The sequence below is a fragment of the Mycobacterium sp. P2_H7 genome (assembly GCF_056403275.1).
In genome coordinates, this window is record NZ_JBFUFU010000009.1 from 27,884 (window position 1) to 49,621 (window position 21,738).

Below are 21,738 nucleotides of genomic sequence, written 5' to 3' on the forward strand. Positions count from 1 at the left end.
TTGTGGAGCCGTACCCGTAATGAGTACGGGTACGGCACTGCCAGCCCCTCCTCGCGCGCCGATGCCCTTCCCAAGTCCTGGGAGCCGGGTGCGGTAGAGAGCGAGCTGTATCAGGGCTGGGTCGACGCCGGCTACTTCACGGCCGATCCGTCGAGCGCCAAGCCGCCGTACTCGATCGTGCTGCCCCCGCCGAACGTGACGGGCAGCCTGCACATGGGCCACGCCCTGGACCACACCCTGATGGACGCCCTGACCCGGCGTAAGCGCATGCAGGGGTTCGAGGTGCTGTGGCTGCCCGGTATGGACCACGCCGGCATCGCCACCCAGTCGGTGGTGGAGAAGCAGCTCGCGGCAGGCGGCAAGACCAAAGAGGACTTCGGCCGCGAGCTCTTCATCGACAAGGTGTGGGACTGGAAGCGCGAGTCCGGCGGCACCATCGGCGGGCAGATGCGCAGGCTCGGCGACGGCGTGGACTGGAGCCGCGATCGGTTCACCATGGACGAGGGCCTTTCCCGGGCGGTGCGCACCATCTTCAAGCGGCTCTATGACGCCGGCCTGATCTATCAGGCCGAGCGGCTGGTGAACTGGTCGCCGGTGCTGCAGACCGCCATCAGTGACCTCGAGGTGAAGTACGAGGACGTCGAGGGCGAGTTGGTGTCCTTCCGGTACGGGTCGATGGACGACGCCGAGCCGCACATTGTTGTGGCCACCACCCGGTTGGAGACCATGCTGGGCGACACCGCCATCGCGGTGCATCCCGACGACGACCGCTACCGCGCGCTGGTGGGCACGACGCTGCCGCACCCGTTCCTGGACGGCCACCAGATCATCATCGTCGCGGATGCGCACGTGGACCCCGAATTCGGTACCGGCGCAGTCAAAGTCACGCCGGCACACGACCCCAACGACTTCGAGATCGGCGTCCGGCACAACCTGGCGATGCCCTCGATCCTCGACAAGGCCGGCGCGATCACCGGCACCGGAACACAATTCGACGGACTGGACCGCTTCGAGGCCCGGGTGGCGGTGCGTGAAGCGCTCGCCGCCCAAGGCCGCATCGTCGCCGAGAAGCGTCCGTACCTGCACAGTGTCGGGCACTCCGAGCGCAGTGGCGAGCCCATCGAGCCGCGGCTGAGCCTGCAGTGGTGGGTCAAGGTCGAGTCGCTGGCCAAGGCTGCCGGCGACGCGGTGCGCAACGGCGACACCGTGATTCACCCCGCCAGCCTGGAACCGCGCTGGTTCGCCTGGGTCGACAACATGCACGACTGGTGCATCTCGCGCCAGCTGTGGTGGGGCCACCGCATCCCGATCTGGCACGGACCCGACGGCCAGCAGGTCTGCCTGGGGCCCGACGAGACCGCGCCCGAGGGCTGGGTGCAGGACCCGGATGTGCTCGACACCTGGTTCTCCTCGGCGCTGTGGCCGTTCTCGACGATGGGCTGGCCCGACAAGACCCCCGAGTTGGAGAAGTTCTATCCGACCAGCGTGCTCGTCACCGGCTACGACATCCTGTTCTTCTGGGTGGCCCGGATGATGATGTTCGGCACCTTCGTCGCCGGTGACGACGTGGTGGACGCCGGCACCGTGCCGTTCCAGAATGTGTTCCTGCACGGCCTGATCCGCGACGAGTTCGGCCGCAAGATGAGCAAGTCCAAAGGCAACGGTATCGACCCGCTGGACTGGGTCGAGAAGTTCGGCGCCGACGCGTTGCGGTTCACCCTGGCCCGCGGCGCCAGCCCCGGCGGCGACCTGTCCCTGGGCGAGGACCACGCCCGCGCGTCGCGCAACTTCGCCACCAAATTGTTCAACGCCACCAAGTTCGCCCTCATGAACGGTGCCGCCCCGGCGCCGCTGCCCGCGGCCGGTGAGCTGACCGACGCCGACCGGTGGATCCTCGGCCGGCTCGACGAGGTGCGCGCCGAATCCGACGCCGCGCTGGAGGCATACGAGTTCAGCCGGGCATGCGAGGCGCTCTACCACTTCGCCTGGGACGAGTTCTGTGACTGGTATGTCGAGCTGGCGAAAGTGCAGCTCTCGCAAGGGCTCTCGCACACCACCGCGGTGCTCGCCGCAGTACTCGACACCCTGCTCAAGCTGCTGCACCCGGTGATGCCGTTCGTCACCGAGACGCTGTGGAAGACGCTGACCGACAACGAGTCGATCGTCATCGCCGAGTGGCCCGAGGCCTCGGGATTCGCGCCGGACGCCGTTGCCACCCGGCGCATCACGGACATGCAGAAGCTGGTGACCGAGGTGCGCCGCTTCCGCAGCGATCAGGGCCTCGCCGACCGGCAGCGGGTCCCGGCCCGGCTGAGCGGTCTGGACGCCGCCGATGTCGAATCCCAGCTGCCCGCCACCACCGCCCTGGCCTGGCTCACCGAACCGGGCGACGGCTTCACCGCCTCCGCTTCGGTCGAGGTGCGGCTGAGCGTGGGCACCGTCGTGGTCGAGGTGGACACCTCCGGCACCGTCGACGTGGCCGCCGAACGGCGCCGCCTGGAGAAGGATCTGGCGGCCGCGCAGAAGGAATTGGCCCAGACCGCAGGCAAACTCGGCAACGCCGAGTTCCTGTCCAAGGCGCCCGAAGCCGTCGTCGACAAGATCAAGGGCCGCCAGCAGATCGCGCAGGAAGAAGTCGAGCGGATCACGGCTAGGCTCGCCGGCTTCAAATGAGTAGCCCAGACCCCACTCCCGACGAGATCGCGGCGCTGCTGCAGGTCGAGCATCTGCTCGATCAGCGGTGGCCGGAGACCAAGATCGAACCCAGCACCGCCCGCGTCGACGCGCTGCTGGAACTGCTGGGCTCGCCGCAGCGCGGCTATCCGTCCATCCACATCGCCGGGACCAACGGCAAGACCTCGGTGGCGCGCATCATCGATGCCCTGTTGATCGCGCTGCACCGGCGCACCGGCCGGACCACCAGCCCGCATCTGCAGTCGGCCGTCGAACGCATCTCGATCGACGGAAAGCCCATCACCCCAGCGCAATACGTCGATATTTACCGTGAGATCGAACCGTTCGTCGAACTCGTCGACGCGCAGTCCGAGGCTGGACTTCTCGGGGGCGGGTCCGTACGTATGAGCAAGTTCGAGGTGCTCACCGTGATGGCGTTCGCGGCTTTCGCCGACGCCCCCGTCGACATCGCCGTGGTGGAGACGGGCCTCGGCGGCCGCTGGGACGCGACCAACGTGGTCAACGCCCCGGTCGCCGTGATCACCCCGATCGGGTTGGACCACACCGACTATCTGGGTGACACGATCGCCGAGATCGCGGGGGAGAAGGCCGGGATCATCACCAAGCAGGCAGATGATTTGGTGCCCACCGACACGGTCGCGGTGATCGCCAGGCAGTCCCCGGAGGCCATGGAGGTGCTGCTGACACAGGCCGTGACCGCCGATGCCGCTGTGGCACGCGAGGATTCGGAGTTCACCGTGCTGGGCCGCCAGGTCGCCATCGGCGGTCAGGTGCTGTCACTGCAGGGGCTCAGCGGCGTGTACGACGACATCTTCCTGCCACTGCACGGTGCCCATCAAGCCCACAACGCCGTGCTCGCGCTGGCTGCCGTCGAGGCGTTCTTCGGCGCCGGCGCCGACCGCCAACTGGACATCGACGCGGTGCGGACGGGATTCGCCGCCGTCGCCAGCCCCGGCCGGCTGGAGCGGGTGCGCAGCGCGCCGACGGTGTTCGTCGATGCCGCGCACAACCCGGCCGGTGCGGCCGCGTTGGCCGAGGCGCTGGCCGAGGAGTTCGACTTCCGCTTCCTGGTGGGGGTGGTATCGGTGATGGCGGATAAGGATGCCGACGGCATCCTGGCGGCCCTGGAGCCCGCCTTCGACCAGCTCGTGGTGACGCACAACGGCTCACCGCGCGCCATGGCCGTAGAAGACTTGGCGACACTCGCGATCGAGCGGTTCGGTGCGGACCGCGTGCTCACCGCCGCGACGCTGCCCGACGCGATCGAGACCGCCATCGCGCAGGTCGAGGAGTCCGCGGGCGGCGAGGGACTTTCCGGCAGCGGCATCGTCATCACCGGTTCTGTCGTCACCGCGGGCGCGGCGCGGACCCTGTTCGGACGGGACCCAGCGTGACGACACCGACCACCCCGCCCGATCCCTGGAAGAGCTTTCGCGGGGTGATGGCCGGAACCCTGATCCTGGAGGCCATCGTCGTGCTGCTGGCGCTGCCGGTGGTGTCCGTCGGGTCCGGGGGATTGACCTGGGTGTCGGGCGGCTTCCTGATCGGGATGGCCGTGCTGCTGGTGCTGCTGTCCGGTATCCAGGGCCGCCCCGGCGCGATCTGGATCAACGTCGGTATGCAGTTGGTACTCGTCGCCGGCGCGTTCATCCATTGGGGAATCGGCTTCATCGGGGTGGTCTTCGCGTTGGTGTGGGCCCTGTTGGTCTTTCTCCGGGGCGAGGTCAAACGCCGCCAGGAGCACGGGCTTCTGCCCGGTCAGCAGACGCGCGACGCCGATATCGAGGAGTAGTTTTTCCGGATCGGTTACCGACCGGTACGCTGTGCGCCGTGACTGAGCGCACCCTTGTTTTGATCAAGCCCGACGGCGTCCAGCGACACCTGATCGGCGAGATTGTCAGCCGAATCGAGCGCAAGGGCCTGACGTTCGCGGCGCTGGAGCTCAAGGCCGTCAGCGACGACCTCGCCCGCCAGCATTACGCCGAGCACGACGGCAAGCCCTTCTTCGGATCGTTGCTGGAGTTCATCACCTCCGGGCCCGTAGTGGCCGCCGTGGTCGAAGGGCCGCGCGCGATCGCCGCGTTCCGCCAGATCGCGGGCGGCACCGATCCGGTGGAGAAGGCCACCCCGGGCACCATCCGTGGCGACCTGGCCCTGGTCACTCAGGACAACCTGGTGCACGGCTCCGATTCGCCCGAGTCGGCGGCCCGGGAAATCGCGCTCTGGTTCCCCGGCCTGACGGGCGCTTAGCTCGCGGTTGCCCCGCTTCGTCAGATTCTGGCGCGCGGTATGGGATACTGGCCGTGGGAGACCGGCGCCACAACGGGGCCAGACTCCCGGATGAAGACTTAGACGAGCGCGACCATCGCGATCCTGCGATGAGGCGCCGACCGTCCAGCCATCATTCAGCCAGGCACCGAGTGGGTTCATCCGAACTGCTCGGGGCGAGACCATAACAAGTCCGGGGGAAGTGTCCCGGACCCATAGCGGAAGCCCTCGCGTGGCCGCGTCGATCTGACGCGCCCGGGGGCTTGAGGAGAATACGTGGCCGAAGATGCCCATACCCAAGATCTTTCCCAAGCAGCGCAGATCGAGGAACTGCCAGCCAAGCTGAGAGTTCATTCACTGGCGCGTGTGCTGGGAACCACCAGTAAGCGCATCGTCGATGTGCTCGCCGAGCTCGACGGCAGGGCCCGCAGTCCGCACTCCACGGTCGACAAAGCCGAGGCGGAGCGGGTCCGTGAGCTGCTCAACGCGCAAGCCGAACCCGCCCCACCCACCGGTTCGGTGGAGCCGGGTGAGGTGGGTGAGGCTGTCGCCGCGGTGAACGAGACGGCATCACCGGCCGACGAGTCCGAGCCCGCCGAGCCGGCGCCCCCCACGGGTTCCGTCGAGCCGGGTGAGGTGGCCGAAGCCATCGAGGCCGTGAACGCCGAGCCCGAGTCGCGGCTGCTGCTGGAAACCCCACACGCCTTCGAGCTGGAGGTGGCGAGCGAACTCAGCCCGCGCACCGAGGTCGATCCCGCCCCTTATCTTCCGCTGTTCGTCGCACCGCAGCCCGTCGCGTTCACGCCGCGGGTCGCAGCTGCCCCCGAGCAGGCCGAGCCCGTCGCGGCCGACGACGCCGACACCGCCGATGATGCGGGTGACGACGTCGATGCCGACGGCGAGGACGATTCGTCGGATCGCCCCGCCGCGCGCCGTCGTCGCCGTGGCCGCCGTGGCCGTGGCCGGGGCCGCGGTGAGCAGAGCGCGGACGGCGAAGAGGGCGACGACGACACCGCCGAGGGCGAACAGCCCGAAGGTGACGACGCCGAGGACGGCGACGACTCCGATGAGGACACCGGTGACGAAGCCGGCAGCGCCGACGGCGGCAGTCGCCGGCGGCGCCGTCGCCGTCGCCGCAAGTCCGGTGGTGGCGACTCCGAGGACGGTTCGCCGGATGACCCGCCGAACACCGTCGTGCATGAGCGGGCGCCGCGGGAACGTTCCGCCAAATCCGGCAAAGAATCCGATGAGATCCAGGGCATCAGCGGATCGACCCGGTTGGAGGCCAAGCGTCAGCGCCGCCGGGACGGCCGTGACGCCGGCCGCCGCCGGCCGCCCATTCTGAGCGAGGCCGAGTTCCTGGCCCGCCGCGAGGCCGTCGAACGCACGATGATCGTGCGGGACAAGATCCGGACCGAACCGCCGCACCAGGGCGCCCGCTACACGCAGATCGCGGTGCTCGAAGACGGTGTCGTGGTCGAGCACTTCGTGACCTCTGCGGCGTCGGCGAGCCTGGTCGGCAACATCTACCTGGGCATCGTGCAGAACGTGCTGCCCTCGATGGAAGCCGCCTTCGTCGACATCGGTCGCGGCCGCAACGGTGTGCTCTACGCCGGCGAGGTCAACTGGGAGGCCGCCGGCCTCGGCGGTAACAACCGCAAGATCGAACAGGCCCTGCGCCCGGGTGATTACGTCGTCGTGCAGGTCAGCAAGGATCCCGTCGGACACAAGGGTGCCCGGCTGACCACGCAGATCTCGCTGGCCGGACGCTATCTCGTGTACGTGCCCGGTGCCTCCTCGACCGGGATCAGCCGCAAGCTGCCCGACACCGAGCGCCAACGGCTCAAGGAGATCCTCAAAGAGGTGGTGCCCGCCGGTGCCGGTGTGATCATTCGCACCGCATCCGAGGGCGTCAAAGAAGAGGACATCCGCACCGACGTCAACCGGTTGCAGGAACGCTGGGGTCAGATCGAGACGATCGCCGCCGAGACCAAGGGCAAGAAGGCGGGCGCCGCGGTCGCGCTGTACGAAGAGCCCGATGTGCTGGTCAAGGTCATCCGCGATCTGTTCAACGAGGACTTCTCCGGGCTGATCGTCTCCGGTGACGAAGCCTGGAAGACCATCAACGACTACGTGAATTCGGTTGCGCCCGAACTGGTCCCGCGGATGACCAAGTACGAGCCGGCAGCCTCGGACGGTCCCGACGTGTTCGCGGTGCACCGCATCGACGAGCAGCTCGCCAAGGCCTTGGACCGCAAGGTGTGGCTGCCCTCGGGCGGCACCCTGGTCATCGACCGCACCGAGGCGATGACGGTGATCGACGTCAACACCGGCAAGTTCACCGGTTCCGGCGGCAACCTCGAGCAGACCGTGACCCGCAACAACCTGGAAGCCGCCGAAGAGACGGTCAGGCAGCTGCGGTTGCGCGATATCGGCGGCATGGTGGTGATCGACTTCATCGACATGGTGCTGGAGTCCAACCGCGATCTGGTGCTGCGGCGGCTCACCGAGGCGCTGGCCCGTGACCGCACCCGGCACCAGGTGTCGGAGGTGACCTCGCTCGGGTTGGTGCAGCTGACCCGCAAGCGCCTGGGCACCGGGCTGGTCGAGGCCTTCTCCACCACCTGCTCGCACTGCGCCGGCCGGGGCATCGTCCTGCACGGAGATCCCGTCGACACCGCGCAGGCTGTCGCACGCAAGGCCGAACCCTCCGGTGGCGGCAACGCCGGCGGAGGCGGCACCGGCGGCAACGGCGGCGGTGGCGGCGGACGCCGGGGCAAGCGCGGCAAGAAGGGTGGCAAGCCCGAGCCCGAAGAAGAAGAGGTGCAGGTCGCGAAGGTGCCCGCACACGCGGTGGGCGAGCACCCGATGTTCAAGGCGATGGCCGCGGCCAACGGCAAGCACGAGGACGACGAACACGGCGAGCCCGCGGACGACGCCGAGGCGCTCACCGACGGCGACGACGAGCTGACTGCTGCCGGCGACCTCGACGACGAGACCACCGGAGACGGTAACGCCGTCGATGTCGACGAGATCGAGGACGTCGACGCCGATGTCATCGATGACGACGACGATGACGATGACGACGACGATGATGACGACGAGGACGAGTTCGACGACGATTCCGACGAGGATGACTCGGACGACGAGGACTCCGATGACGAGTTCGACGATGACGATTCGGACGACGACTCGGATGACGAGGACGACTCCGACGATGACGACGACGAATTCGACGATGACGACGACTCGGATGATGATGACTCGGACGACGATGACGAGGACGACGAAACCGTCGCTGACCAGGTCATCGTGACGTCCGAACCAGTCGCCGAGGCGGCGTCGACGGGTGGGCGACGTCCGCGGCGCCGTGCCGCGGCGCGGCCGGCCGGTCCTCCGGCGGACGCGGTTTGACCCTGTCCACGCTGCTCACGTACCCTTAACCAGTTGTCGCGGGGCTTGCAGCCGCAACTGCTGGCTCGGCCCGCACCCAAGACCCGCACGTGCATGTCCAAATTTGCGCGCGCCCAGATGAACGAAGCAGAGGTAGATCCACGATGGCAGCCGATAACGCCACGTACGCAGTCGTCAAGACTGGCGGCAAGCAGTACAAGGTCGCCGTCGGGGACATTGTCAAGGTTGAGAAGATCGAGTCCGAGCCCGGCTCGTCGGTCTCTCTGCCGGTCGCACTCGTCGTCAACGGTGCCACGGTGACCACCTCGGCTGATGACCTGGCCAAGGTCGCCGTCACCGGCGAGATCTTGGAGCACACCAAGGGCCCGAAGATCCGCATCCACAAGTTCAAGAACAAGACCGGCTATCACAAGCGCCAGGGTCACCGTCAGCAGCTGACGGTGCTCAAGGTCACCGGCATCAAGTAAAGGGCGGTAGGAGACATGGCACATAAAAAGGGCGCATCCAGCTCGCGCAACGGTCGCGACTCCAATGCTCAGCGACTCGGCGTCAAGCGTTTCGGCGGGCAGCTCGTGAAGGCCGGCGAAATCCTCGTCCGCCAGCGCGGCACCCACTTCCACCCCGGCATCAACGTCGGCCGCGGTGGCGACGACACGCTGTTCGCGACCGCTCCGGGCTTTGTCGAGTTCGGCGCCAAGCGTGGCCGCCGGACCGTCAACATCGTGCGGCCGTCGGTCCAGGAGGCCTAGTTTTTCGAGGACTTTCCGCGAATGTGAAGCTGCTGCGAGTTCTCCAGATAGAACTCTCGGCAGCTTCACCTTTTTGGGAACAATCCCGCGGAAGGACCTGATATGCCCCGGTTCGTGGACCGCGTGGTCATTCACGCGCAGGCCGGTAACGGCGGGCACGGTTGCGCCTCGGTGCACCGGGAGAAGTTCGTACCCCTGGGCGGCCCCGACGGCGGCAACGGCGGACGGGGCGGCAGTATCATCCTGGTCGTCGATCCTCAGGTACACACTCTGCTGGACTTCCATTTCCATCCGCACGTGAGCGCGCCCGCGGGTAAGCAGGGGGCAGGCGGCAACCGCGGCGGCGCGGCCGGTGCTGATCTCGAGGTTCGGGTGCCCGACGGCACCGTCATCCTCGATGAGAATGGGACGCTGCTCGCCGATCTGGTCGGTGCGGGCACGCGTTTCGAAGCGGCCGCCGGAGGCCGGGGTGGACTCGGCAATGCGGCACTGGCATCGCGTGCGCGCAGGGCCCCAGGCTTTGCACTGTTGGGGGAGAAGGGTCAGGTCCGTGACCTGACGCTGGAACTCAAGTCGGTGGCCGACGTCGGTCTCGTCGGGTTCCCGTCAGCCGGCAAATCCTCACTGGTGTCGACGATCTCGGCGGCCAAACCCAAGATCGCCGACTATCCGTTCACCACGCTGGTGCCGAATCTGGGTGTGGTGTCGGCGGGCGACAACACCTTCACGGTCGCCGACGTGCCAGGTTTGATTCCCGGTGCTTCGGAAGGCCGTGGCCTCGGGCTGGACTTCCTGCGCCACATCGAGCGATGTGCGGTACTGGTGCACGTCGTGGACTGCGCAACTCTCGAGCCGGGCCGCGATCCCATCTCCGACATCGACGCTCTCGAAGCCGAACTGGCCGCGTATCAGCCGACCTTGCAAGGGGATACGACGCTCGGCGATCTCGCCGATCGCCCCCGTGCCGTGGTGCTCAACAAGATCGACGTTCCCGAGGCCAGGGAACTGGCCGACTTCGTGCGCGACGAGGTCGCCGAGAAGTACGGCTGGCCGGTCTATGAGATTTCGACCGTCAGCCGGGATGGGCTGCGGCCGTTGATCTTTGCGTTGTGGGAGCTGGTATCGGCGTATCGGGCCGCACAGCCCGAGGTGGCGCCACGCCGCGCCGTCATCCGCCCGATTGCAGTCGATGAGACCGGATTCACGGTGTCGCCGGACGGCCAGGGTGGTTTCATCGTGCGCGGCACCCGGCCGGAACGCTGGATTGCGCAGACCAATTTCGAGAACGACGAGGCCGTCGGCTATCTCGGCGACCGGCTGGCCCGCCTCGGCGTCGAGGACGAGCTGGTCAAGCAGGGCGCGACGCCGGGCTGCGCGGTGACGATCGGGGATGTCACGTTCGACTGGGAGCCGCTGACCCCGGCCGGTGTCGACACCCATCTGTCCGGCCGCGGCACCGACATCCGGCTCGAGCAGTCCGAGCGAATAGGCGCGGACGAGCGTAAAGCGGCGCGGAAGGCTCGCCGGGAGAACGAGGAGTGAGTCTGCATCGCGATCGCGTCCGCGCGGCGCGCAGCGTCGTCGTGAAGATCGGCACCACCGCGCTCACCACTCCTGCCGGTGTCTTCGACGCAGGCAGGCTGGCCACCCTTGCCGACGCCATTCAGGCCCGGATGACGGCCGGCTCCGATGTGGTGATCGTGTCCTCCGGTGCGATTGCCGCCGGCATCGAACCGCTCGGTCTGACGAAACGCCCGAAAGACCTGGCCACCAAGCAAGCCGCGGCCAGCGTCGGTCAGGTCGCCCTGGTCAACGCGTGGAGTTCGGCGTTCGGCCGCTATCAGCGCACCGTCGGCCAGATTCTCCTGACCGCGCATGACATCTCGATGCGCGTCCAGCACACCAACGCCCAGCGGACGCTGGACCGGTTGCGCGCGCTGCACGCGGTGGCCATCGTCAACGAGAACGACACCGTGGCCACCAACGAGATCCGGTTCGGCGACAACGACAGGCTCTCGGCGCTGGTGGCACATCTGGTCGGCGCGGACGCGTTGATCCTGCTGTCCGATATCGACGGGCTCTATGACTCCGATCCCCGCAAGGGGGACGCCCGTTTCATCCCCGAGGTGGCCGCCGAAGGCGACCTCGACGGAGTGGTGGCGGGTGGCGGCAGCCACCTGGGTACCGGCGGGATGGCCTCGAAACTCTCCTCGGCGCTGTTGGCCGCCGACGCCGGTGTGCCGGTCCTGTTGGCGGCCGCCTCCGACGCGGCGGCCGCGCTCGGCGATGCCTCGGTGGGCACCGTGTTCGCGCCGCGCCCCGAGCGGATGTCGGCGCGCAGGTTCTGGGTGCGCTATGCCGCGGAGTCGGCGGGTGCCCTGACCCTCGACGAGGGTGCCGTCCGGGCGGTGGTCTCTCAGCGTCGCTCCTTGCTGTCCGCCGGAATCACCGCGGTGACCGGCAAATTCCACGGCGGCGACGTCGTCGACCTGCAAGGCCCCGACGGGCAACCGGTCGCGCGCGGTGTGGTGGCCTATGACGCAGGCGAATTGGCCACGATCATCGGTCGATCGACTCCTGACCTGCCCGCTGACCTGCGCAGGCCCGCTGTACACGCCGACGACCTGGTCGCCACCTGACGGTCCCGCCGGTGCGGTTTTCGCAAACATTTCGTCTCGTTTTCGCACGTCCGCGCCCCTCCCGCGCACCCGCGGGGACCGTCCTCGCTGAGAACGTCGCGAGCTAATGCCCCCGTGCCGCAGAAAATAGGGTTATGCTGCTCAAAATTAGGGGTCAGCAAAGTGAAGGCCAGGGGGCATGACGGGTCGATCGGTACTTGCGGTGGGGGCTCACCCCGATGACATCGAGTTGGGTTGCGGCGGCGCGCTGGCAAAGCATGTGGCAGCCGGTGACAAGGTCGCCATGCTGGTGGTCACCCGGGGTGAGGTCGGCCCCGGCGACACGGCCCAGCGGGTCGACGAACAGCATCGAGCCGTCGAAGTCCTGGGTGTCGACAATCTGTTGTGGGGCGAAGGATTCGCCGACTGTAGGGTGTCCCTGCAGGAGTTCGAACTCGTGCACCTGATCGAGGACGCCATCGAAAAGGTCGGTGCGACAGTCATTTACACGCACGCCTCCAATGACAGCCATCAGGATCACCGCGTCGTGTCGCGGTGCACCATGGGCGCGGCGCGCTGGGTGTCGACCATCATGGCCTACGGCGGGCCGTCGGCGGTGGGGTTCAATCCCACGGTGTTCATCGACATCTCCGATTCGCTGGACAAGAAGGTCCAGGCGCTGATGTGCCATGTCTCGCAAGCCGAGGCCAGCGAGAAGGTGAGCGCGTCCTGGGTGCGCAGCACCGCCGAACACTACGGATTCCTGTGCCGCCGGCCGTTCGCGGAGGGTTTCGAGCCGGTCCGCCAGGTCCTCGACTTCTGAGGAGTGCCGACCTTTCTGGTGGTGGGTGCCGGCACGACCGGCATCGGCGCGGCCACCCGGCTCACTGAACTCGGTATCGATCACCTGGTGGTCGACGCGGCCGACCAGATCGGCGGGATGTCCGCCTCGGTCACCGATGCGCAGGGATTCACCTGGGATCTCGGCGGACACGTGCTGCACAGCCATTTCCCCGAGTTCGACGCGGCGGTCGCGGCCAGCGGCGTCGGAATCCGTCAGGTCACCCGCAACGGCTGGGTCTGGCTCACCGGCGAGGGGCCGCAGAGCCTGGTGCCGACCCCCATCCAGCAGCAGCTCACCGAACTGCCGACCGACCTGCGGCCCGACGCGCCCGTCCATCATCTGGCGGACTACTACCTCAACCACTTCGGTCGCCGGCTCTACGAGCAGTTCTTCGAGCCCTACAACCGGAAGATGTGGACGGCGCCGCTACACGAGGTCGACCACACCTGGACGTCGTTGCGCAGCGGCAGCCACACCCGCAACGTTCCCCAGTTGGGCTTGGCGGGCAGCGCGGCACCCGCACCGGCAGAGACATTTCCCTATCCCATCGGTGGCACGGGCGCCCTGTGGCGGGCGGTGCAGGACACGCTGATGACGCCCGGTTCGCTGCGGCTGAACACCGCCGTGGTCGGAATGGATGCGGCCAAGCGGGTGGCCACCCTGGGCGATGACACGCTGGTGCCGTTCGACTACTGCGTCAGTACCGCACCGATCACCACGGCACTGGGCTGGATCGGGCAGGGCGGGCAGGCGAGCAGCCTGCGCGCCAGCCGGGTGCACGCCGTCGGCCTCGGATATCAGGGCGACCCGCCCCCGGCGCTGGCCGACAAGACCTGGCTGTACTGCCCGGACGAAAGTGTGCCGTGGTACCGCGCCACCATGCTGAGCAACTACGACCCGGGCAATGCCGGCCCGGGCCGCTGGAACATCCTCTGCGAGGTGCCGTCCTTCCCCGGTCAGACGTCGTCGGCCGACGATGCGGTCGGCGCGGTGCAGGCGTCGCTGGCAGCGCTGGGTGCCGACCCGGCGCGGGTGCAGAGCCGATTCGCGCGGACCATCCCGTTCGGCTATCCCGTGCCCACCCTGGGGCGTGACGACGTGCTGCGGGTGGCCGACAAGACGCTGACCGGGTACGGAATCTACAGCCGGGGCCGGTTCGGTGGCTGGCGCTACGAGTCGTCGAACCAGGACTACGGCTATCTGCAGGGCCGCCAAGCCGTCGACAACGCCCTCACCGGGGCACCTGAAGACGTGTACTGGCACCCCGATCGGTTCTAGGTGACTGCCTTTAAATAGAGTGCGCCCCAGACGATTTCGGTGAGCGTGGTGGCCAGCTCGGCATCGAAGGACACCGGATGCGACGGTAGGTTCTGATGGCAGGTCCGCTCGACCATCCAGGTCAGCGTGCTGGCGGTGGCGGCGACCGGAAGCGTGCGCCGGATGGAACCGTCGGCCTGGCCGTCCTCGATGACGCGGGCCACCTGATCGGAGATGCCGGCCAGTAGATCGCGATAGGTGTCGCGGACACCCGCGTCGTAGCCCGCCATCTCATTGAGCGCGACCAGCACCGGTTGATGGCGGCGGTAGCTGGCGATGATGCCCGCCATCGCGGCGTGCACATCGGCCGGATCGCGGCGAGCCGACACCTCCCACCACTGGGCGGCCGCCGCGGCGAGGTCGCCGAACACCTGGGTGGCCAGCCGGCGCAGCAGATGACCCTTGTCCTCGAAGTAGATGTAGAAGCTGGCGCGGGAGATGCCGGCCTCGGTGGCCAGCCGGTCGACGCTGAGCTCGGTGAAGCTGGTGCCGTCGGCCATCAGCCGGTCGGTGGCGTCCAAGAGGTCGCGTTCGATCTGCTGGCGGCGCTCCTGGCGCTTGGCCTGCGGTTTCCGCGTCACCGACGGCATGCCCGCCAGGATATCCGTTCACCCCACGCCTTGACTAGACATAGTGTCTAGATTTATTGTCACCGCCATGACTGTGTCACCGATCACATCAGCACCGTCCGCGTCGGGTCCGGGGCGTCCGTATGACTCGATCGATCTGTCCTCGCGCGCGTTCTGGGCCACCACCGCGGCCGAGCGTGAGGTCTCCTTCGCGCAATTGCGCACCCAGAGGCCGGTCAGCTGGCACAAGCCGGTGGAGGACGCCCTGATGGACGATCCGACCGACAAGGGCTTCTGGGCGGTCACCCGGCACGCCGATATCGTGTCCGTCAGCCGCGACAGCGACACCTTCCTGTCCGGCAAGGGCGTGCTGTTCGAGACGGTGCCCGAGGAGCTGCTGGAGGCCTCGCAGTCGTTCCTCGCGATGGACGCACCGCGACATACGTTGATCCGCAAGGTGGTTCATTCCGCCTTCACGCCGCGACAGGTCGCGCGTATCGAGTCCTCGATCAAGAGCAACGCGAAGGTCATCGTCGAGGAACTGGCGGCGGCGGGCAGCGGCGTCGACTTCGTGCAGCAGTGCGCCAAGGAGTTGCCGGTGCGCACGCTCGCCGACATGGTCGGCATCCCCGAGTCCGAACGGGACAAGGTGGCCCACGCCGCCGACGCCCTGGTGTCCTGGGGTGACCCGATCTACCTGGCAGGCAGGCACCCGCTGGAGGTGCTCCTGGAAAGCCAGATGTACCTGCACCAGGTGGCCGGCCAACTGGCCGCCGAACGCCGGGAGAACCCGGGCACCGATCTGATCAGCGCGCTGGTGCACGCCGAGGTCGACGGGGACCGGCTCACCGACTTCGAGGTGTCCGCATTCTTCGTCCTGCTGGCGGTGGCCGGCAACGACACCACCCGGCAGACGGCCAGCCACGCCATCAAGGCACTCACCGATTTCCCGGAGCAGCGGGCCTGGCTGCTCGCCGACTTCGACGACCGCATCGGCACTGCCGTCGAGGAGTTCGTGCGCTGGGCCACCCCGGTGATGACGTTCCGGCGCACCGCCGCCGTCGACGTCGAACTCGCAGGTCAGCAGATCACGGCGGGGGAGAAGGTGGTGATGTTCTATTCGTCGGGCAACTGGGACACCGAGGTGTTCGATCGACCCGAGCGTTTCGACCTGAGCCGCAAGCCCAATCAGCATCTCGGTTTCGGGGGCGGCGGCCGGCACTTCTGCCTTGGCGCGCACGTCGCACGCACCCAGTTGCGGGCGCTGTTCGGCGAACTACTCACGCAGCTACCCGACATCGCGGCAGGGGAGCCGGCTTATCTGGCAGGCAATTTCGTGCACGCCGTCCGGGCGATGCCCTGCACGTTCTAGCCGACCCCGACGGTCAACTCGCCGGCCAGCAGGGTCAGCAGTTCCGAGCAGCCGGCCTCGACCTTGACGGTGGCCTGCTCGTCACCGCGGGTCGGCCCGCGGTTGATGATCGCGATGGGCATGCCCGCCGCGGCGGCGTGGCGCACGAACCGGTACCCGGAGAACACGGTCAGCGAGGATCCGGCGACCAATAGCGCGTCGGCCTCGTCGACCATGGAAAACGCTTGGGCTACACGTTCTTTGGGCACACTTTCGCCGAAGTAGACGATGTCGGGTTTGAGCATGCCTGCGCACCGCGGGCAGTCCAGGTAGCGGAAGGTCGACGTGTCGGCGACCACGGCGTCGGCATCGGGTGCCACCGCGATACCGCCGACCTGTTCGGCCCGCTCGAGGAAACCGGGGTTGAGGGTCTCCAGCTCCTCGGCGAGGGCGGCGCGACTCATGGTGTGCCCGCACGCCAGGCACACCACCTGCGCGTAGGTGCCGTGCAGATTCACCACCCGCCGGCTGCCCGCTTTGGTGTGCAACAGGTCGACGTTCTGAGTGATCAGGCCCGCTACCACCCCGGCCGCCTCCAGCGCGGCGAGCGCCCGGTGCCCGGCGTTGGGCCTGGTGTCATCCATGTGCCGCCAGCCGATGTGGTTGCGCGCCCAGTAGCGCTGACGGAACACCGGGTCGGAGGTGAACTGGGCGATCGTCATCGGGTTGCTCGGCGGTGAGTCCGGTCCGCGGTAGTCCGGGATGCCGGAATCGGTCGACATTCCCGCTCCCGTCAGCACCGCCAGTCGCAGACCGGACAACGCAGATACGAGTTCGGGGGCTTCCACCCCATCCAGGATAGGGATAATGGCCGGGTGGACTTCTACTCCGCTTACCGGCACGGATATGTACGGGTCGCCGCGTGCACGCACCACACCACGCTGGCCGACCCCGCCGCCAACGCGGAATCGGTGCTGCGCCTGGCCCGCGACTGCCATGACGACGCCGTCGGGCTGGCGGTGTTTCCCGAATTGACGCTGTCGGGGTACTCGCTCGAGGACGTCGTGCTGCAGGACACGCTGCTCAACGCCGTGCAGGACGCGATCGCCGCGGTGGTCGCCGCATCGGTGGATCTGCTCCCGGTGCTGGTGATCGGCGCCCCGCTGCGGCACGGCAACCGCGTCTACAACACCGCGCTCGTCATCCACCGCGGGGCGATCCTCGGCGTGGTGCCCAAGTCCTACCTGCCCACCTATCGCGAGTTCTACGAGCGCCGCCAGATCGCCGCGGGAGACGACGCGACGGGCACCATCCGAATCGACGGTGCCGACGTGGCGTTCGGCCCGGACCTGTTGTTCGCCGCCACCGACTTACCCGATTTCGTGCTGCACGTGGAGATCTGCGAGGACATGTGGGTGCCCATCCCGCCCAGTGCGCAGGCGGCGCTGGCGGGGGCCACGGTATTGGCGAACCTGTCCGGCAGTCCCATCACCATCGGCCGCGCCGACGACCGCAAGCTGCTGGCCCGTTCGGCGTCGTCGCGCTGCCTGGCCGCCTACGTGTACGCCGCCGCCGGCGAGGGCGAGTCGACCACCGACCTGGCCTGGGACGGCCAGACCATGATCTACGAGAACGGCGTGCTGCTGGCCGAATCGGAACGGTTCCCCAAGGGCGAGCGGCGCAGCGTAGCCGACGTGGACACCGCGCTGCTGCGCGCCGAGCGGCTGCGCCAGGGCACGTTCGACGACAATGCGCGCCATCACTTCGCCGCCGAGTCGGTGCGCCGCATCGAGTTCACGCTCGACCCGCCCGGCGGCGATATCGGCCTGCACCGCGCGGTGGAACGGTTTCCCTTCGTGCCGTCGGATCCGGAACGGCTGCAACAGGATTGCTATGAGGCGTACAACATCCAGGTGGCCGGTCTGGAGCAGCGGCTGCGCGCGCTGAACTTTCCCAAGGTGGTCATCGGGGTGTCCGGGGGCCTGGATTCCACCCACGCGCTGATCGTCGCTGCCAAGGCGATGGACCGCGAAGGGCGTCCGCGCAGCGACATCCTGGCGTTCACCCTGCCCGGTTACGCCACCGGCGAGCACACCAAGGGCAACGCGATCGCGTTGTCCAAAGCACTGGGGGTGACGTTCGAGGAGATCGACATCCGCGGCACCGCCGACGTGATGCTCGCCGAGATGGCGCATCCGTTCTCCCGCGGCGAGAAGGTTTACGACGTCACGTTCGAGAACGTGCAGGCCGGGCTGCGCACCGACTACCTGTTCCGGCTGGCCAACCAGCGCGGCGGCATCGTGCTGGGCACCGGCGATCTGTCCGAGCTGGGGCTGGGGTGGTCCACGTACGGTGTCGGCGACCAGATGTCGCATTACAACGTCAACGGCGGTGTCCCCAAAACCCTGATCCAGCACCTGATCCGGTGGGTGATCGGCTCCGGCCAATTCGGCGACGACGTCAACATCGTCCTGCAGTCCGTGCTGGAAACCGAGATCACCCCCGAGTTGGTGCCCGTGGGGGAGGACGAGGAGATCCAGAGCAGCGAGGCCAAGGTGGGACCGTATGTCCTGCAGGACTTCTCGCTGTTCCAGGCGCTGCGCCACGGGTTCGGGCCCGCCAAGATCGCCTTTCTGGCCTGGCATGCCTGGAGCGACGCCGACCGGGGTGGCTGGCCGACGGGCATCGCGGCGGACAAGCGCGTGGAGTACTCGCTGCCCCAGATCCGGCACTGGCTCACGGTGTTCGCGCAACGGTTCTATTCGTTCAGCCAGTTCAAGCGCTCCGCACTGCCCAACGGCCCCAAGGTATCCGCCGGTGGCGCGCTGTCTCCGCGCGGCGATTGGCGTGCACCGTCGGACATGTCGGCACGGATCTGGCTTGACGAGATCGACCGGGAGATCCCGGCGGACTAGCGCTCGAAGGTTCCCGTCAACGTGCCGCGGGCGGTGTCGAGCTCCTGACTCGGCTGCCGGGCCGCGGCGCGCACGATCACGGCGAAGCAGACGGTGATCGGGATGGCCGCCCCGTCCATGCCGCCGGCGATGATCGCGTCGGCGGCGGTGAAGTCGGGCGGGACGATCAGTGAGTACAGGCTCGCCGACGTGGGTGCGGCGGCGAAACCCCAGAGCAGCCAACGCCATTGCCGTTCCCGAGCGGTGTTGCCCCGGCTCCGGGCCCGGATCACGCCGACCGCCGCGAGCGCGACGCTGATCCAGACCGGCACCAGGTGGAAGGCCACCAGCGAGTGCGGTATCGGTTCGGGCAGCCGCGATGTCAGGCCCGCATAAGCGAGCGAGCCGACCACCGCGAGCGCCACCGCCGCGCCGTAGTTCCACGCCGGTGTCGTGGTGGGCACCTCGTCGGGTCGGGGTTGCTGTGCGGCCATGAACGCGACTGCGGCGCCGCCGGGTGCGACGACACCGAGAATCAGGGAACCCACGCCGATATTGGTCAACAGGTCATGCTGCGGGATCAGCGGCTGTATCCCGATCCAGATGAACCGCAACAACGGTGCGGTCAACATGAAGGCGATGCTGTAGGTCATCCACGCGCGGTGGGTGACCATGTCGCGCTTGCGGATTGCGTACACCGCGTACCAGGCGCTGGCGAGCGTGCCGACGGCCAGGCCGCGCAGCTGGGTCTCGAACGCCGGGCCGATGAAGTGTTCGGCCGGTGGGGTCAGATAGAGGAATATCAGGGCGGTCAGCATGCTGATGGTCATCAGCGTCAGGTAGGCGCGGCCGGTCCACCGGTGCACGGCAGGCCGGCGTTGCCGAATCCGCGCCGAGAACTGGAACATGGCCAGTATCAACGCCAATGCGCCCAAGGTGGTGTGCACCAACAGCACCACCCGGTACTGCGCGTAGGCGGCGTGCCGGACGGCATCCACCGACCCGTCGCCCAGCGCGTAGCCGGCGCCGTTGATCGTCGTGTTCACGTCGTCCTGCCAGCGCGGTGCGCCGGAGCCGAACAATGGCCACGTGTAGTTCACTGCCAGTGGCAGATACAGCGCTGCCACGATCAGCGTGAATATGAAGAGGCCTCGCGAGAGCGCCACCTGTTTGTGGTTGTCCATTTGGAGGACAGATTCTAGGTGGAGTCATCCCCGTCGCACGGGATTTTGCTGAGCTTGCTCAGAGCCGACCCTCGGTGCGCAGATCCGGATGCACCCAATCCGGGGAACGGCGTTCCTTGAAGGCGATGAATCCCTGGCGCGCCTCGGCGCCGCTGTAACTGGCCTTCATCCCGATCCGGTCGAACAACCCGAGGTAGTTGTCCAGACTCGACTTCACCACCGACCGCGCGCCGGGCGCGGTCCGGCACACCTGCGCCAGCACGTCGCGCGCCTCGTCCAGCAAGGTGTCGTGCGGCACCACCCGCGACACCATGCCCCAGTCCAGGGCCTCCTGCGCGGTCAGCACCCGGCCGGTGAACATCAGGTCGCGGGTCCGGACCGGGCCGATGAGGCGTGCCAGCATCTGGCTGTAATAGGTGTCGGCGATACCGCGGAACAGTTCGGGCACCCGGAAGGTGGCCCGCTCGCTGACCACAGCCATATCGCTGCACAGCGCGATCTGCAGGCCGCCGCCCTGGGCCAGCCCGTTGACGGCCGACACCACCGGTTTCACCGATTGGCGCAGCGTCTCGAACGGTGTGACGTCCATCGACAGCGCCGCGCCCCACTTCATCCAGTCATCGCTGCCGTCACCGCCGCCGAGGTCCCCGCCGGGGGCGAAGACATCGCCGGTGCCGGTGATGAGCAGGCCCGCCAGGTCCGGATCGGTCTCGACGTGGCTGACGGCGTACCGGATGCCGAAGTACATCGCCGGGGTCATCGCGTTGCGCGCCTCGGGCCGGTCCAGGCGCACCACGCCGAACGGGCCCTGCCGCTCGAATTTCAGGAAAGGAGTGCCGAGCCAGTCGCCTTCGGGCGGTCGCGCTGTCATGGCTGCCGACTATAACCACAACTGTTGGTGATTCAGTTGAGTGCGTCCTCGATCGCCTCGTCGGATGGGGCGCAGTCACCCGCGCCCGGCACCAGGGTGGCCAGGGCGCCGGCGGCGCAGGCCCGCCGTAGCGCGTGCGCGGGGTCCGACGCCCAGCCCGCCGCAAGCACGCCGGCGAACACGTCGCCGGCGCCGGTGGTGTCCAACGCCTCGACCGGGTAGGCGGGAACGTCCGTCTGTCCGTCGGCGGTGCGGTGGGTGGCGCCGCGCGCGCCGAGTGTGGTGACCAGATGGGGCACCGGCCAATTCCACAGTGCCGCTTCGGCTTCGTTGACGATCACCACGTCGGTGACCTCGGCCAGCTGGGCCAGCGCGGCCGGGTCGGCACCCGCGGGTGAGGCGTTGAGTACGACGGTCGCGCCGGCCGCACGGGCGATACGGGCGGCGGCCGTCGCGGTGTCGAGCGGGATCTCCAACTGCATCAGCAGAACCTCGCAGCCGGCGACGACCTCCCGCAGTGTGGCGGAGTTCAGGCTGAGATGGCCGTTGGCGCCGGGGGCGACCACGATGACGTTCTCCGCGTGCGCGTCGACGACGATGCTCGCCGTCCCGCTGGGCATCGGCAGCGTCGTCACACCCGCGACGTCCACCCCGTTGCCGGACAGGTGCGCCCTCAGTGCGGCCCCTGCCGCATCATCGCCGACCGCTGCCACCAACGTCACATCGGCGCCGGCCCGCGCTGCGGCGATCGCCTGGTTGCCGCCCTTGCCACCGGGGGCCTGGGTCATCGAGGACGCCAGCACCGTCGCACCAGGGTTCGGCAACGCATCCACCGCGAAGACAAGATCCATGTTCACGCTGCCCACCACACATACGCGTGCCACGGGTCTCACCGTAGTGATGATCTGCGCGCTCCGACGAGATTGCGCTCAGGGTCGTAGATATTCGTGATGCTGGGGGATTGC

The 21,738-nt window shown here is 67.9% G+C and carries 18 protein-coding genes; 13 read left to right on the top strand and 5 right to left on the bottom strand.

Going from position 1 to position 21,738, the window contains the following annotated elements:
* From AC1DY7_RS12415 to AC1DY7_RS12465, 11 genes are all read left to right on the top strand, one after another.
* Complete coding sequence (locus tag AC1DY7_RS12415; protein ID WP_477493995.1) at positions 1-2,673, top strand: valine--tRNA ligase; 2,673 nt, start codon at positions 1-3, stop codon at positions 2,671-2,673.
* The gene (folC, locus tag AC1DY7_RS12420) at positions 2,670-4,088 is read left to right on the top strand and encodes a bifunctional tetrahydrofolate synthase/dihydrofolate synthase (protein ID WP_477493996.1); all 1,419 of its coding nucleotides are present in this window, start codon (positions 2,670-2,672) and stop codon (positions 4,086-4,088) included. Before AC1DY7_RS12415 ends, folC begins: the two co-directional genes overlap by 4 nt.
* A gap of 47 nt (positions 4,089-4,135) precedes the next feature.
* On the top strand, positions 4,136-4,486 hold the full coding sequence (locus AC1DY7_RS12425; protein ID WP_477494499.1) for a DUF4233 domain-containing protein: 351 nt from the start codon (positions 4,136-4,138) through the stop codon (positions 4,484-4,486).
* A 38-nt stretch (positions 4,487-4,524) separates the two neighbouring features.
* Positions 4,525-4,944, top strand: a complete 420-nt coding sequence (gene ndk / locus AC1DY7_RS12430) for a nucleoside-diphosphate kinase (RefSeq protein WP_477493997.1) — start codon at positions 4,525-4,527, stop codon at positions 4,942-4,944.
* Between the two features lie 294 nt (positions 4,945-5,238).
* Positions 5,239-8,376, top strand: coding sequence for a ribonuclease E (rne, locus tag AC1DY7_RS12435; RefSeq protein ID WP_477493998.1), 3,138 nt, complete (start codon positions 5,239-5,241; stop codon positions 8,374-8,376).
* Between the two features lie 143 nt (positions 8,377-8,519).
* A complete protein-coding gene (gene rplU, locus AC1DY7_RS12440) occupies positions 8,520-8,843 on the top strand; it encodes a 50S ribosomal protein L21 (protein ID WP_477493999.1) in 324 nt (107 codons plus the stop codon).
* A gap of 15 nt (positions 8,844-8,858) precedes the next feature.
* Entirely contained in the window at positions 8,859-9,125 is a 267-nt protein-coding gene (rpmA, locus tag AC1DY7_RS12445) for a 50S ribosomal protein L27 (protein ID WP_477494000.1), read from the top strand.
* A 102-nt stretch (positions 9,126-9,227) separates the two neighbouring features.
* Positions 9,228-10,667 (top strand): GTPase ObgE, encoded by a 1,440-nt coding sequence (gene obgE, locus AC1DY7_RS12450; protein ID WP_477494001.1) that lies wholly within the window; start codon positions 9,228-9,230, stop codon positions 10,665-10,667.
* Positions 10,664-11,764, top strand: coding sequence for a glutamate 5-kinase (proB, locus tag AC1DY7_RS12455; protein WP_477494002.1), 1,101 nt, complete (start codon positions 10,664-10,666; stop codon positions 11,762-11,764). The genes obgE and proB overlap by 4 nt, the downstream gene beginning before the upstream one ends.
* A 178-nt stretch (positions 11,765-11,942) precedes the next feature.
* Entirely contained in the window at positions 11,943-12,566 is a 624-nt protein-coding gene (locus AC1DY7_RS12460; protein WP_477494003.1) for a PIG-L deacetylase family protein, read from the top strand.
* A 3-nt stretch (positions 12,567-12,569) separates the two neighbouring features.
* A complete protein-coding gene (locus AC1DY7_RS12465) occupies positions 12,570-13,865 on the top strand; it encodes a protoporphyrinogen/coproporphyrinogen oxidase (protein ID WP_477494004.1) in 1,296 nt (431 codons plus the stop codon).
* Here the strand turns inward: AC1DY7_RS12465 and AC1DY7_RS12470 are convergent.
* Positions 13,862-14,494: a TetR/AcrR family transcriptional regulator gene (locus AC1DY7_RS12470; protein ID WP_477494005.1), complete on the bottom strand. Its 633-nt coding sequence runs from the start codon at positions 14,492-14,494 to the stop codon at positions 13,862-13,864. The genes AC1DY7_RS12465 and AC1DY7_RS12470 overlap by 4 nt on opposite strands.
* A gap of 67 nt (positions 14,495-14,561) precedes the next feature.
* Here AC1DY7_RS12470 and AC1DY7_RS12475 point away from each other — a divergent pair, with 67 nt between their 5' ends.
* Complete coding sequence (locus AC1DY7_RS12475; RefSeq protein ID WP_477494006.1) at positions 14,562-15,845, top strand: cytochrome P450; 1,284 nt, start codon at positions 14,562-14,564, stop codon at positions 15,843-15,845.
* Here AC1DY7_RS12475 and AC1DY7_RS12480 read toward each other — a convergent pair.
* Entirely contained in the window at positions 15,842-16,672 is an 831-nt protein-coding gene (locus tag AC1DY7_RS12480; RefSeq protein WP_477494007.1) for an NAD-dependent protein deacetylase, read from the bottom strand. The two genes, AC1DY7_RS12475 and AC1DY7_RS12480, sit on opposite strands and share 4 nt — an antisense overlap.
* Positions 16,673-16,699: 27 nt before the next feature.
* On the opposite strand from AC1DY7_RS12480, the gene AC1DY7_RS12485 reads away from it, so the two are divergent.
* Complete coding sequence (locus AC1DY7_RS12485) at positions 16,700-18,739, top strand: NAD(+) synthase (RefSeq protein WP_477494008.1); 2,040 nt, start codon at positions 16,700-16,702, stop codon at positions 18,737-18,739.
* On the opposite strand, the gene AC1DY7_RS12490 is transcribed toward AC1DY7_RS12485, so the two are convergent.
* The 3 genes from AC1DY7_RS12490 to AC1DY7_RS12500 are packed head-to-tail and all read right to left on the bottom strand — an operon-like array spanning position 18,736 to position 21,657.
* Positions 18,736-19,902 carry a DUF2306 domain-containing protein gene (locus AC1DY7_RS12490; protein WP_477494009.1) on the bottom strand — a complete coding sequence of 389 codons (1,167 nt, stop codon included), beginning with the start codon at positions 19,900-19,902 and terminating at the stop codon, positions 18,736-18,738. The two genes, AC1DY7_RS12485 and AC1DY7_RS12490, sit on opposite strands and share 4 nt — an antisense overlap.
* A gap of 58 nt (positions 19,903-19,960) precedes the next feature.
* Positions 19,961-20,773, bottom strand: coding sequence for an enoyl-CoA hydratase/isomerase family protein (locus AC1DY7_RS12495; RefSeq protein WP_477494010.1), 813 nt, complete (start codon positions 20,771-20,773; stop codon positions 19,961-19,963).
* A 32-nt stretch (positions 20,774-20,805) separates the two neighbouring features.
* Positions 20,806-21,657: a ribokinase gene (locus AC1DY7_RS12500; RefSeq protein ID WP_477494011.1), complete on the bottom strand. Its 852-nt coding sequence runs from the start codon at positions 21,655-21,657 to the stop codon at positions 20,806-20,808.
* Between the last annotated feature and the right edge of the window lie 81 nt (positions 21,658-21,738).

Bases quoted from the DNA above. Each gene is read 5' to 3' on its own strand.
- folC (WP_477493996.1), top strand. From the start codon at position 2,670: ATGAGTAGCCCAGACCCCACTCCCGACGAGATCGCGGCGCTGCTGCAG.
- AC1DY7_RS12425 (WP_477494499.1), top strand. From the start codon at position 4,136: ATGGCCGGAACCCTGATCCTGGAGGCCATCGTCGTGCTGCTGGCGCTG.
- rplU (WP_477493999.1), top strand. From the start codon at position 8,520: ATGGCAGCCGATAACGCCACGTACGCAGTCGTCAAGACTGGCGGCAAG.
- rpmA (WP_477494000.1), top strand. From the start codon at position 8,859: ATGGCACATAAAAAGGGCGCATCCAGCTCGCGCAACGGTCGCGACTCC.
- obgE (WP_477494001.1), top strand. From the start codon at position 9,228: ATGCCCCGGTTCGTGGACCGCGTGGTCATTCACGCGCAGGCCGGTAAC.
- AC1DY7_RS12460 (WP_477494003.1), top strand. From the start codon at position 11,943: ATGACGGGTCGATCGGTACTTGCGGTGGGGGCTCACCCCGATGACATC.
- AC1DY7_RS12470 (WP_477494005.1), bottom strand. From the start codon at position 14,494: ATGCCGTCGGTGACGCGGAAACCGCAGGCCAAGCGCCAGGAGCGCCGC.
- AC1DY7_RS12475 (WP_477494006.1), top strand. From the start codon at position 14,562: ATGACTGTGTCACCGATCACATCAGCACCGTCCGCGTCGGGTCCGGGG.
- AC1DY7_RS12490 (WP_477494009.1), bottom strand. From the start codon at position 19,902: ATGGACAACCACAAACAGGTGGCGCTCTCGCGAGGCCTCTTCATATTC.
- AC1DY7_RS12495 (WP_477494010.1), bottom strand. From the start codon at position 20,773: ATGACAGCGCGACCGCCCGAAGGCGACTGGCTCGGCACTCCTTTCCTG.